The organism is Comamonas serinivorans (assembly GCF_002158865.1).
Classification (GTDB): Bacteria; Pseudomonadota; Gammaproteobacteria; order Burkholderiales; family Burkholderiaceae_C; genus Comamonas_E; species Comamonas_E serinivorans.
This window is the reverse complement of the sequence record NZ_CP021455.1, coordinates 761987-774801: the sequence shown is the minus strand read 5'-3', so window position 1 is coordinate 774801 and position 12815 is coordinate 761987. Positions and strand designations below refer to the sequence as shown.

Here is a 12815-nt window from a genome sequence, read left to right as displayed (position 1 = left end):
CCGGTGCGCCGGCCGTCGGCGCATTGTCACGAAGCCAACCATGAAACACACCTGGGTGATCGCCGTTTTGTCCCTGACCGCCAGCCTGAGCTTTGCCAAGGGCCCGGCCCCCGCCGCCTCGGCGCCGGCCAAGACGCCCACGGCCCAGCAGCAGCTGATGAGCACCTGCAACAGCGAAGCCACCGGCAAAAAAGGCGATGAGCGCAAGGCCTTCATGCAGCAATGCCTGTCGGACGGCAAAAAGCAGCAACAGTCGCGCATGAAGGTGTGCAACGCCGAGGCCACCGGCAAGAAGGGCGACGAGCGCAAGGCCTTCATGAGCGAGTGCCTCAAGAAGTAAACCGACGCACTCTACTTGGACCAGTATGGCCTGGTTGCCGTTTCATTGGAAACGGCAACCAGGCCATACTGCCTTTCAGATCACATCACCCCCTGAACAGGGCACACCTTCGGCCCGCAGCCGTTCAAGCGGTGCGGCGAACGGCGTTGCGCTCCTGTGGCCACGCCCGCCAGGCTGACTTGCCCCCCGCCATGCGCCGCTTTCCGATCTGACGCGCCGCGAGACGCCACAGGCGCTTCGCGACCATGTGGCCTCGACCGGCCGCGCCGCGCGGCGGCTGACTGAACGGCACACCAGCCCACCGAGGCGGCGTTCCGCCACGCCGACGAGCGCCCGCCAGGACCCGACATGCGCTGACTGTCCACCGCCAAGTGGCCTCTCCGACGTCCCGACGGCCCACCCCGCTGCCTGTCCCTGCGAACCTATGGGGCCTGGTCGGGCATCGCCTATCAGCCTGGTCTGACGGCATCCGGCCGCCCCTGCGCGCAAGGTCAAGGCACGCCCCTTGTGTGGGCCTGCCCGCTGCCGACTGGCACCCCGCCGTCCCCAGCGCGCCCGACCCGCCGCCCCGCGCGCCCTGCCGCCCTGGCACCTCGCCGGACCGATGGCAGGCCCAGGGGCGGCACTGCCCAAGGACACGACGATGCACCACACCTCCTCCCCCACAACCCCCACCGCAGACCTGCCCCACGCAGCCTGCATCCAGGCCTGCCTGGCGTGTGAACTGGCCTGCAACCGCTGTTTTGCCGCCTGCCTGAACGAACCCGATGTGCAGGCCATGACCGACTGCCTGGCCCACGACGTGGACTGCGCCCAGGTCTGCCAGCTGACCGCCGCCACGCTGACCCGAGGCAGCACGCACGACCAGGCGATCTGCCAACTGTGCGCCCAGGTGTGCCAGGCCTGCGCCGAGGTCTGCCGCCACCACCCGCACGCGCATTGCCAGGCCTGTGCCCAGGCGTGCACCGACTGCGCGCGCGCCTGCGAGGCCATGCGCCACTGAACGCGGCGCCGGTCATCCCCCTTCCCTCCGGAGCTCACCATGAACACGCTTTCAGTCGACGCCAGCATGCGGGCCATGATCGGCGGTGCCTTCTACCCCACGGGCCACACCATGGTCATGTTCGCCAGCGAGCACGCGGCCCGCGAGGCCGCGCGGCAGCTGGCCGCGTCCGGCCACGACGGCGAGGTCTACCTGGCACCGCCCAGCGTGGTGCTGACGGAAATCGCCCCCACGGTGCACGACGCGGATCAACCGCTGCCCTCGATCGGCACCGATGCGGCCACGGCGCGCGAATTCATCCAGCTGGCCCACGACGGCCAGACGGGCCTGCTGGTGCAGACCCGCAACGCCGCGCAGCTCGAGACCTTGCAGGCCTTGCTGCAGCACACCCCTTACACGCTGGCCCGCCGCTACGGCCAGCTGGTCATCGAAGATTTGTGAGGACTCCCATGCCCCGCGGTGACAAAAGCGCCTACACCGACAAGCAAAAACGCCAGGCCGAACACATCGAAGACAGCTACGAGCAACGCGGCGTGAAACCCGACGAAGCCGAGCGCCGCGCCTGGGCCACCGTCAACAAGCAGTCTGGCGGCGGCAACCGCTCCGGCTCCGGCCGGGGCCAGCCCGACACGACCGAGTCGGCCCGCAAAGGCGGGCGGCTGGGCGGCAAGGCCTCGGCCGCGCGGTCGGCGGCAGAACGCTCGGCCTCGGCCAAGAAGGCCGCCGCGACCCGCAAGCGCAACGCCGCCAAGCGCGCCCGGGCGTCATCGTCTTGAGCGCGGGCCCGCAGCGGCCTCAGCCGGCGCGCGACATCGGCCGCATCAAGACGGCTGCGGGGCGGCGGCGGCCGGCGGCACGAGCGGCCGGCGCCCGCCCCAGATGAGGGCCGCCACGGCCAGCACATCGAGCGCGGCCCCCAGCAGCAAGGCCGGGGCGTAGCCGCCAAACGCCTGGCGGATGGCGCCGAACAGGCTGGGCCCCAGCGCCATCAGCACCGCCGTCAGCATGGAGGCCGTGCCAAACACCACGCCGAACGACGCCGAACCGAACTCGCGCCGCGTGATGATGGGCGGCAGCGTGGTGATGTTGCCCACCGTCAGGCCGTAGCTGATGCTGAACACCATCAGCGCCACGGGCGACGGGAACAGCGCCATGCCCACCAGCGACACGCACCCAAAAGCCAGCACGCCCGCGGCAGTCTTGCGCACGTCCACCTGGTCGGCATAGCGCGCCAGCAGCAAGCGGCCGATGAAGGCGGCCACGGCCGCCGCCGTCACGGCCGCAGCGGCGCCGGCGCTGCCCAGCCACGGCAGGGCGATGGGCACGTGGTGGCTCAGGAAACCGACTTGCACCATCAAGGCCACGCCGAACGCGAACACCTGGGTCTGGAACTGGCGCGTGCGCAGCGCACTGCCGCGGGTCCAGACTGGCGCGTTCGCAGCCCCGGCGCCACCGGCGCGCGGCGGCAGGCCATCGGGGTGCAGCCCCAGATCCTGGGGCTGGCGCCGCATGACGAACACCGCCAGCGGCACGATGACGAGCAAGGCCAGCCCCGCCGCCAGCCAGGCCGTGTGCGCAAACCCCAGGTGGCGGATGCCGGCCATGAGCAGCGGCGTGCCCACCATGCCGCCGATGCTGGCGCCCAGCATGGCCGTGGACACCGCGCGGCCCTGGTAGACGTCGAACCACGGCGCCAGCGTGGTGCCGATGGCCACGGTGGACAGGCAGGACATGGCCACGCCCAGCAACGCAAACGCCCCGTACAGCTGCCAGGCCACGCGGCACTGCGGCAGCGCGCACATGGCCAGCGCCAGCACCCCGGCCCCAAACGCCACCACGGGCCGGGTGCCGTGGCGCGCCGACACGCTGCCCACGCCCACCATCAGCGCCGCGCTGACGAGGTAGGCCAGCGTGACGGCGGTGGACACCGTGGCCACTGGAAAGCGCGCCGCGCCGCCATCGGTCTCGCTCAGCGCGAACACGTACACGCTCATGCCGAACGTGCCCAGCGACCAGCAGACGGTGGCAAACGTCATGCAGGCCAGCACGATCCACCAGCCATAGAAGGTCGGGGGTCGGGAGGAGGAAGTCATGAGCGCGGCGCCTGCAGGTGAAACCCCGCACTGTGCGCCCTGGCCCTGGGTCCATCGGTCGCGCACGCGGCTGGTGCGGCGGCCTGCGCTGCGTCGAGGGGGCGCACAGGCCGTGGTCTCCTGCGGCCACCCAGACCCACCGCCCAAGTCACCCCCCTAGAAGCACGCGGCCGGCGATGCGCTCGCGGCTCGCGGCTTGCGGCTCGCGGCTCGCGGCTTGCGGGCGACCAGGGCGCCAGGCCCTGACGCCCTGGCCAGTGCGATGCGCCGAAGGCGCACCGCGTCCAGGCATCCTGAGGCCACAACAGCCCCTGGCCGTTTTCCGCTGAACGGCCATCCGTCCAAGCGGGCGATCATGGCCGTTGACGCGGGTGGGCCGCCAGCACACACAACTTGTCCGATCCGCACAGGAGGCGGATGTGAATTCACCAGCCACGCATCAGTATTCATTCAAATTCGATGATTGACAATCGACAAACTACCCATACTGCCCCACATCAGACTTGACGTTGTGACGCGCGTTGCGGTCGACCGCTGCGGCGTTGTTCGCCTGCTCCTGGCGACGTGTGTCGATGCATGGGCGCCGGTCAGCGCGTGGCGGTCGGGTGTTCAGGCGACGGGCCCGTGCAGCGCCGGCCAGCGGTCCGGGTGGGCCAGCGGTGGAGCGCGCCGACGCCAGGCTCAGCCCACGGCGCCTTGCCGCCACGCCTGGCGCAGCGCCTGCGCCAACGCGGCCACGTCACCCTCGGGCACCAGCTGCAACCCCGCTTGCGGCGGCAGGCCGCAAGCCGGCGTGGCCACCAGCGGCACGCCGGCCGCCAGGGCCTGCAAAGCCGCGCGCGGCTGGTGCTCGACATGGGCCGGCAACACGGCGACGCGGGCCTGACGCCACCAGCCATCTCGCGGCGCGGACGTCAGACGGGACCACGGGCCGCTGCGGGCGGCGCCATCGGGCAGGCTGCCCACGACCTGCACGGTCGGCAGCGCGTCACCCTCCGCCGACCATTGCTGCAGCGCGGCCCGCAGCTCGCACCAGCCCTTGCGCGGCAAGGCACTGGCCAGCAGGACCATGGCGTCGGCGGCCTCCGCGCGCGCCGGCCGGCCATCGCTCACAGGCGGATGCTCAGGCTGCGCCCAGGGCACAAGCTGCACCTGCGCCTGCAGGTGGGCCTGCGCCCAGTCGGCCACCGCCTGGTGCGGGGTGACCAGGGTGTGCGCGGCCCGCAGGGCGGCCAGCTCGGCCGCCACCGTCTCGGGCCGTGGCCGGTGGTCACGCAGGCTGGGCTCGTCGGGCCACTGCGCCACGGCCTCGTCCAGCCGCCGCACGATCTCGGCCATGGGCAGGGCCGGCATCCACACCGTCAGGGCCCGCCCCGCCAGGGCGCCGTCCAGCCACAGCCTCGGCAGGTAGGCCTGGTCGACCCACACCTGCACATCGCCGGGACGCAACGCCCGCGCGGCCTGCTGCGCCTGCCGGTCTTGCCCGCGCAACACGCTGGCCTGCCGTTCACCGGGCCGCCGCGCATGCCAGCGCAGGTCCACGGCTCGCCAGGCGGCATGCCAATTGGCGGACCATTTGGCGGGCCACGCGGGCCCGACGGGCGACCAAGGCGGTGCCGGGTGGCGCAGCGGCAGGCCCGTCGGCCGGCGCGCGGCGCCCACGCGAGCCCGCTGCCCCGCCGTCACGGCGCCCGGCAGCACCAGGGCCGGAGCGGGTCGGCCGGCGGCGTCCGCCTGCGCCGGCGCGGCTTGCAGGTGCGCGGCCAGCTCCGGCGTCAAGCCATCGAGCAGAGCCACGGCCGTGGTCCGCTGCGGCGCCAGACCCGCCAGCTCAGGCGCGTGGCGAAAGCACTGCACCTGGTCGCAGGTGAGGCAGCCGCGCGCCACAGGCGGCGACACAGGCACCGGCTTGGCACCTGCACCCTCGCCCCGACCCGCGCTCGGCCCGGGGACGGCGTTGCGGGCGATCGCGATCACGCGCGCCGCAGGCCGGGCGATCACGCCGGGTCCGTTGGCACGGATGCGCACGCACAGCTCGGACGCATCCATCGTCACCTCCAGCCGCCAGGGCCGGTCGGCGCGGCAGCGCAGGTCGATGTGTTTCCACAGCACCGTGGCGTCCAGCCGCGGGCCGTCGGGTCCGGCGTCCAGGGCCTGCTCGATGCAGACCGTGTGGCCATGGCGCTCGGTCAGCGTCCAGCCGGCGCGCAGGGCCGCCGTGGCCAACGCGTTCGACAGCTGGCACAGCCCGCCGGCCACCGTGGGCACCACGCAGCCTTCGCGCACCTCGCGCCCCAGCACGTAGCCGCGGCGCGCCGTGGCCCGGCCCAGCTGCTGCCAGAAGCTCAACAGCGCGCCCGCCGGCAGCTCCAGCCCGTCGAAGGCGCGCCGCGCCAGCCGCAGGTTGTGCACCTTGCCGGCGGTCAGCACGAACTCATCGGCCCGGCCATCGCCCCACAGCGGCGAGCGCACCTCGGCCAGCACCGGGGCGCCGGCCAGCGCGCTGGCCTCGGCCGGCACGCGCGGCCAGGTGCGCACGGCGGGGTCGATCGCGTCGCGCCCCAGGCGCTGCAGCGTGAGCGCCCGCACGCGAAACCAGAACCAGGCCGCGCCCAGCCGCGAGGGCAGCGGGGCCTCGGGTGGGGCCAGCGTGGGCGGGCGTGACAGGGACGTGCGCATGCAGCGCATCATGCCAGCCCGCACCGCCAGCCCAGGCCTGGACGCGGGTGCGCCCCTCTGCGCTGCGCCGCCCAGCGCGGGTCGGCTGCAGCCACGACGACGGCTCTTCGACTGCGCTGCGATTCCTCGGCGGCCCTGCTGCGTCCAGGCGCGAAACACCTTGCACATCAGACGGTGGCATGCGCGCTGCGGCCGCGCCGACGGATGGGCGTGGCGCCACCGCCACGGGCATGCCCATGGCGCACGCCAGCCGCCGATCCACTGGGCGCCGGGCCGGACACGCTGCGGTGGCGCCCTCTAAAATCGGCGTTTTGCCCAGCCTCTGGATCTACACCATGAACCGCTGTCAATTCCTGCGTTGTGCCGCCCTGAGTGCCCTGGCGCTGGCGGCCGCCCTGCCGGCCCAGGCCCAGCAGGGGCGCCGCTTCTTCAACGACCGCGTGGAGCGCGGCACGCTGGAGATCGTCAGCCCGCCCGTCGTCAAGCTCAACGGCAAGACCACGCGCCTGTCGCCAGGCTCGCGCCTGTTCAACGAAGACAACCGCATCGTGATGGCGACCCAGTTCGTGGGCCGCAAGCTGAAGGTGAACTACCTGACCGACAACATGGGCCAGGTGGGTGACATCTGGATCCTCACCGCGGCCGAACAGGCCATGGTCACGCCGGGCGAGCAAAACCGCATGAAGGCCGCCAGCCAAGGCGCCGCCGTGAAGTACAACGGCCCGGTGTTCCAGCCCGGCAAGCCCTTGTCCGAACAGCACCAGTTCAAGAACGAATACTGACCGTATCACGCCGCCGCCGTTCAGGACTGAACGATAGTGGCGCCATACCCCATGATGCCGTAACGCAGGCGCACCGCACGACAGCGCCATTCCGCCGACGCCCTGCGGGGTACTTGGCCACGCCGGGGGGCGCGTCGTCCCCCACGCATCCCATCCGACCGGGCCCGGCCTGACCCGCAACGCCAGGCGTGCTGGACATCAACGGCCCGGGGGGCCAGGACCCCACGCCCGGCCTCCCCCGATCACACGGCGCTTTACGCGCCCGACACACACAGCGCCCCCCAGGCGCACCCACGAGCCCACCATGAGCAAGAAAGTCTTCATCAAAACCTTTGGCTGCCAGATGAACGAGTACGACTCGGACAAGATGGCCGACGTCATGAAAGCCGCCGAAGGCTACGAGCCCACGCAGAACGTCGACGAGGCCGACCTCATCCTGTTCAACACCTGCTCGGTGCGCGAGCGGGCGCAGGAGAAGGTGTTCTCCGACCTGGGCCGGGTCAAACACCTGAAGGACAAGGGCGTGCTGATCGGCGTGGGCGGCTGCGTCGCCAGCCAGGAAGGCGCCGAGATCATCAAGCGCGCGCCCTACGTCGACGTGGTGTTCGGCCCGCAGACCCTGCACCGCCTGCCCGAGCTGCTGAACGCGCGCACGCGCCAGGCCCAGCCCCAGGTGGACATCCGCTTCCCCGAGATCGAGAAGTTCGACCACCTGCCGCCCGCGCGCGTCGAGGGCGGCTCGGCCTTCGTCTCCATCATGGAAGGCTGCTCGAAGTACTGCAGCTACTGCGTGGTGCCCTACACGCGCGGCGAGGAGTTCAGCCGCCCGTTCGACGACGTGCTGGTCGAGGTGGCCAACCTCGTCGACCAGGGCGTGTGCGAGATCACGCTGCTGGGGCAGAACGTGAACGCCTACCGCGGCCCCATGGGCGACAGCGGTGAAATCTGCGATTTCGCCATGCTGATCGAGACCATCGCCGAGTTTCCGGGCATCGAGCGCATCCGCTACACCACCAGCCACCCCAACGAGTTCACCCAGCGCCTCATCGACGTGTACGCCAGCGTACCCAAGCTGGTCAGCCACCTGCACCTGCCGGTGCAGCACGGCTCGGACAAGGTGCTGATGGCCATGAAGCGCGGCTACACGGCCATGGAGTACAAGTCCATCATCCGCAAGCTGCGCGCCATCCGCCCCGACCTGGCGCTGTCCAGCGACTTCATCGTCGGCTTCCCCGGCGAAACCGACACCGACCACGCCAAGACCATGAAGCTGATCGAAGACTGCCAGTTCGACGCCAGCTTCAGCTTCATCTTCAGCCCGCGCCCCGGCACGCCAGCCGCCAACCTGCACGACGACACGCCGCACGGCGTCAAGCTCGCGCGCCTGCAGGCGCTGCAGGCCGCCATCGACGTGAACGTGCGCGCCACCAACCAGGCCCGCGTGGGCACGCGCCAGCGCATCCTCGTCGAAGGCCGCTCGCGCAAGAACGCGGCCGAGCTCACGGGCCGCACCTGGTGCAACCGCATCGTCAACTTCGACGGCGGCCCGCACAGCGAGCGCCTGATCGGCCGCATGGTCGATGTGGACATCACCGAGGCCTACCCGCACTCGCTGCGCGGCGCCGTGGCAACGGTCGAAACGCAGCTGGCCTGAACCGGATGACGCCGGACACAGAACCCCGGTCGGTCTCGCTGGCGCGCCTTCAGGCGCACCTGGCCGTCGCGTTCCCCAGCCCGAGCTTGACGGCTTGCCTGCACACGTTGCACGGCGTGGGCTAAGCGGCTGATCGATTCATGGTGCAGTATGGCCATCTTCTCGTTGGCTAAAAAACGGCAACCAACCCATACTGCTTATATTCAGTTTCAACAGCGTGGCGCACACCGACGCGCGGCAGAGCCTGATGCCACCCTCAGCAGGCGACCACGTTGACGGCCAGGCCGCCGAGCGAGGTCTCTTTGTAGGTGGCCTTCATGTCTTCGCCGGTCTGCTTCATGGTGCGGATCACGGTGTCGAGCGAGACGCTGTGCGTGCCGTCGCCACGCAGGGCCATGCGGGCCGCGTTGATGGCCTTGATCGCGCCCATGGCGTTGCGCTCCACGCAGGGGATCTGCACCAGCCCGCCCACGGGGTCGCAGGTCAGGCCCAGGTTGTGCTCCATGCCGATCTCGGCCGCGTTCTCGACCTGCAGCGGCGTGCCGCCCTGCACCGCCGCCAGCGCGCCGGCGGCCATGGAGCAGGCCACGCCGACCTCGCCCTGGCAGCCGACCTCGGCCCCCGAGATGGAGGCGTTGGTCTTGTACAGCACGCCAATGGCCGCTGCCGTCAGCAGGAAGTCGACCACGCCCGCCTCATCGGCGCCGGGCACGAAGCGCCAGTAGTAGTGCAGCACCGCGGGCACGATGCCGGCCGCGCCGTTGGTGGGCGCCGTGACCACGCGGCCGCCGGCGGCGTTCTCTTCGTTCACGGCCATGGCGTAGGCGTTCACCCAGTCCATGGCCGCCAGCGGGTCGGCGTTGTCCTGCATCAGCCGCCGGGCCAGCGCGGGCGCACGGCGGCGCAGGCGCAGCGCGCCCGGCAGCGGCTGCACCGCCTCGGCGTTGTCCTGCCCCAGGCCGCGCTGCACGCAGGCCTGCATGACCTGCCAGATGCGCAGCAACCCGGCGCGCACCTCGGGCTCGGGCCGCCAGGCGCACTCGTTGGCCAGCATGAGCTGGGCGATGCTGAGCCCCTGCGACTGGGCCAGCGCGATCAACTCGTCACCGCTGCGAAATGGCCACGGGGGCTGCGCCACCTGCAGGTCGTCGGTGGACGCCCGCGCGCTGCCCTCGACCACGAAGCCGCCGCCCACCGAGAAGTAATGCGCCTCGTGCAGCAGGCGCCCCTCGGCGTCATGGGCGGCCAGGTGCATGGCGTTGGGGTGCTCGGGCCGCGAACGCTCGCCCAGGAAGGCGATGTCGCGCTCGGCATCGAAGGCGATGGCGTGCGTGCCTAGCAGGCACAGGCGCTGGTCGCGCCGCACGGCGGCCAGCTGCAGCGCCGCCTGTGCCGGGTCCACGGTGTCGGGCGACTCGCCCAGCAAGCCCAGCAGCACGCCCTGGTCGGTGGCATGGCCCCGGCCGGTGGCGCCCAGCGAGCCCAGCAGCTCGGCCTGCACCCGCGCCGTGCGCGGCAACAGGCCCTGCGCGTCCAGGGCGAGCGCGAACAGCCGCGCCGCGCGCATCGGCCCCACGGTGTGCGAGCTGGACGGGCCGATGCCGACCTTGAAGATGTCGAAAGCGGACAGCATCACCGGGCCGCCGGGTCAGGCCAGCGGCAGCTGCTGTTCGACCAGGGCCACCCAGTAGGCCGCGCCCAGCGGCAGGATGTTGTCGTTGAAGTCGTAGTAGGGGTTGTGCACGGGCGGGTCGTTGGGCCCTTCGCCCGCGCCGATGCCGATGTAGGCGCCGGGGCGCTGTTGCAGCATGAAGGCGAAGTCCTCCGAGCCCATGGCGGGCTTGATGCCGGTGTGCACCTGCGCCTCGCCCACCAGGCTGGCGGCGGCGGCCACGGCCGCGGCGGTTTCGGCCGGCGTGTTGACCACGCCGGGGTAGCCGTGCATGTACTTCAGCGCAATGCGGGCGCCGTGCGTCTGCGCCACCCCGTCGCAGATCTGCTGCATGGCCGCCTGCGTGCGGGTCTGGATGGCCGCATCCAGCGTGCGCACGGTGCCGCGCAGCACCACCTCTTCGGGGATCACGTTCCAGGTGTCGCCACCGTGGATCTGCGTGACGCTGACCACGGCCGACTCGGTGGCGCCGGTGCGGCGGCTGACGATGGTCTGCAGCGCGTTGACCAGCTGCGCGGCGACCACCACGGAGTCGATGCCGGTCTCGGGCATGGCGCCGTGGCTGCCCTTGCCGGTGATGGTGATCTCGAAGGTGTCGAGGTAGGCCGTCATGGTGCCGGTGCGGATGGCGAAGTGCCCGCGTGGCATTTGCGGAAAGTTGTGCATGCCGTAGACCGCGTCGGCCGGGAACAGGTCGAACAGGCCTTCCTCGACCATCACGCGGCCGCCACCCTCGTTCTCTTCGCCCGGCTGGAACACGAAGTGCACCGTGCCGCGGAACGGCTTGTGCCGCGACAGGTGGGCCGCGGCCCCCAGCAGCATGGCGGTGTGGCCGTCGTGGCCGCAGCCGTGCATCTTGCCCACGCAGGTGGAGGCATGCGCCGGCTTGCCCAGCTCCTGCATGTTGAGCGCATCGAGGTCGGCCCGCAAAGCGATGCTGGGGCCCTCGCCGTTCTGCAGCGTGGCCACCACCCCGGTGACAGCCAGGCCACGGTGCACCGGCAGCCCCATGAGCGTGAGGGCCTGGGCCACCACGTTGGCCGTGCGGTGCTCCTCGAAGGCGGTCTCGGGGTGCGCGTGGATGTCGCGGCGCCAGGCAATCATGCTTTGGCGGATGTCGTCGGCGATCTCGGGTTCGCGATACATGGCGGTCTCTTTCGTGGCGGAAGGGGCCGCGCGCTCAGCGCCCGGCCCGGTACGGGTCAATGGAAGAACTCGGCGATCAGCGTGGCCCCGAGGAAGGTGCCGGCCGTGGCCGTGAGCGACACCACCACGATGCGCCAACCGAGGCGGCGGAACAAGGGCAGGTCCTTGGCGACGGAGAAGCCCGCCAGCGCCAGCACCGGCGTGGTGAAGGCCATGAAGTTGAGCGGCGTGGTCAGGGTCAGCACCGTGTCGCTGAACGGCAGCAGGCCCGGGATGCCCACCACCGTGGCCACGATGGACAACACCAGCACCAGCGGCATGCGCGGCAGCAGGCGCTTGGCGGCCCCCACCACGGCCACGATGGCCACCACGATCAACATGCCCTCGAGCGACACCCACAGCGGCACCCGGTGCGAGATGGCGTTGCCGATCATCACGCTGGCCACCATCAGGGCCCAGGTCAGCACGGTGTCGGGCAGCGACAGGCCATGCATGGACGGCACAGCGCCGTCCATGGCGGGCAACTCGGCCGCACCCGTTTGCGGCTGGCGGCCGCGCCGCGTCACGCGGCCCAGCACCGGCTCCAGCCGTTCGTACAGCCACGCGCACAGCGGCAGCGACAGGAACAGCGTGAAGTAAAAGCCCACCACGGCCGTCAGCAGGTTCGAGGTCGCGGCGATGGCCGTCACCTCCTTCGCCTGCTCGGGCGGCAGCTGAGCCGTGATGGCGCCCAGCGCGGCCGCCATCAGGCTGCCCGAGCCGACGCCGGCGCCCATGGCCAGCGAGCGTGGGTCGAAGACGTTCAGGCTGGTGACAAAGCCGGCCAGCACGGCGATGAACAAGGCACCCAGCACCGTGCCGGTGATGTATTCGGCCAGCACGCCCCGCCCTTCAGCGGAGGCCATGCCGTACTTCTCGCCAATGATGACGAGGTTGCCCTCGCGCCCGACCGAAAAGGTGGCGCCCACGGCCTCGCGCTTGATGCCCAGCAGCAAGGCCAGCGGCAAGCCCAGCGCCAGGGTGCCCAGCGCGTGGCCGAACTCCTGAAAAAACAGCGCCCAGCCGGCCTGGCGGATCATGGGCAGGGCGCTGCCCACCGTGAGGCTGAGCTTGACCACAAACAGCAGCAACGCCGCGTTCAGCAAGGCCCCGGCCAGCCCCTGCAGGCGCGTGGAAATGGCCAGCGCACCGGGCAGCCGGCCTTGGGCCAGGCCCCAGACCGCCGCCATCAGCAAGGCCCACAGCATCGGCAGCAGCACCACCTTGCCCGGGCCCAGGTTGAACTGCAGCGGGCCCAGGCTTTCAGCCAAGGTCACGATGACCAGCACCACCCCCAGCAGCCGCACTTTGGCCCCCAGCGACAGTGGGGCCTGGGACACGAGCGGGGGCGGAGCGAGCGAGGCAGAGGACGTCATGGCGGGGGTTTCGCGGGGGATGGGCAAGTAT

At 71.2% G+C, this 12815-nt stretch carries 11 protein-coding genes; 6 read left to right on the top strand and 5 right to left on the bottom strand.

Features of this window, described 5'->3' with window-relative positions:
- Window positions 1-40 precede the first annotated feature (40 nt).
- The 4 genes from CCO03_RS03225 (at window position 41) to CCO03_RS03210 (ending at window position 2119) form a co-directional block, all read left to right on the top strand.
- Entirely contained in the window at window positions 41-340 is a 300-nt protein-coding gene (locus CCO03_RS03225; protein ID WP_087277188.1) for a PsiF family protein, read from the top strand.
- A gap of 643 nt (window positions 341-983) precedes the next feature.
- Window positions 984-1343 (top strand): four-helix bundle copper-binding protein, encoded by a 360-nt coding sequence (locus tag CCO03_RS03220; RefSeq protein WP_087277185.1) that lies wholly within the window; start codon window positions 984-986, stop codon window positions 1341-1343.
- 39 nt (window positions 1344-1382) lie between these two features.
- Entirely contained in the window at window positions 1383-1784 is a 402-nt protein-coding gene (locus tag CCO03_RS03215; protein WP_087277182.1) for a hypothetical protein, read from the top strand.
- 8 nt (window positions 1785-1792) lie between these two features.
- Entirely contained in the window at window positions 1793-2119 is a 327-nt protein-coding gene (locus CCO03_RS03210; protein ID WP_087277178.1) for a plasmid stabilization protein, read from the top strand.
- A gap of 45 nt (window positions 2120-2164) precedes the next feature.
- Here CCO03_RS03210 and CCO03_RS03205 read toward each other — a convergent pair whose 3' ends face one another.
- Together CCO03_RS03205 and CCO03_RS03200 are read right to left on the bottom strand one after the other, a co-directional pair.
- Entirely contained in the window at window positions 2165-3436 is a 1272-nt protein-coding gene (locus tag CCO03_RS03205) for an MFS transporter (RefSeq protein ID WP_087277175.1), read from the bottom strand.
- A 681-nt stretch (window positions 3437-4117) separates the two neighbouring features.
- Window positions 4118-6115 carry a VanW family protein gene (locus CCO03_RS03200; RefSeq protein ID WP_087284078.1) on the bottom strand — a complete coding sequence of 666 codons (1998 nt, stop codon included), beginning with the start codon at window positions 6113-6115 and terminating at the stop codon, window positions 4118-4120.
- 335 nt (window positions 6116-6450) lie between these two features.
- Between CCO03_RS03200 and CCO03_RS03195 the strand changes: the two genes are divergently transcribed.
- Window positions 6451-6897, top strand: coding sequence for a hypothetical protein (locus tag CCO03_RS03195; protein ID WP_157667473.1), 447 nt, complete (start codon window positions 6451-6453; stop codon window positions 6895-6897).
- 304 nt (window positions 6898-7201) lie between these two features.
- The gene (miaB, locus tag CCO03_RS03190; RefSeq protein ID WP_087277169.1) at window positions 7202-8551 is read left to right on the top strand and encodes a tRNA (N6-isopentenyl adenosine(37)-C2)-methylthiotransferase MiaB; all 1350 of its coding nucleotides are present in this window, start codon (window positions 7202-7204) and stop codon (window positions 8549-8551) included.
- Between the two features lie 256 nt (window positions 8552-8807).
- Here the strand turns inward: miaB and CCO03_RS03185 are convergent, their stop codons facing one another.
- Genes CCO03_RS03185 through CCO03_RS03175 form a run of 3 tightly spaced genes read right to left on the bottom strand, consistent with a single transcriptional unit; the run spans window position 8808 to window position 12784 of the window.
- Window positions 8808-10187 (bottom strand): L-serine ammonia-lyase, encoded by a 1380-nt coding sequence (locus CCO03_RS03185; RefSeq protein ID WP_087277166.1) that lies wholly within the window; start codon window positions 10185-10187, stop codon window positions 8808-8810.
- A gap of 12 nt (window positions 10188-10199) precedes the next feature.
- Window positions 10200-11369 (bottom strand): M20 aminoacylase family protein, encoded by a 1170-nt coding sequence (locus tag CCO03_RS03180; protein WP_087277163.1) that lies wholly within the window; start codon window positions 11367-11369, stop codon window positions 10200-10202.
- Between the two features lie 56 nt (window positions 11370-11425).
- The gene (locus CCO03_RS03175; RefSeq protein WP_087284075.1) at window positions 11426-12784 is read right to left on the bottom strand and encodes a DUF3100 domain-containing protein; all 1359 of its coding nucleotides are present in this window, start codon (window positions 12782-12784) and stop codon (window positions 11426-11428) included.
- Between the last annotated feature and the right edge of the window lie 31 nt (window positions 12785-12815).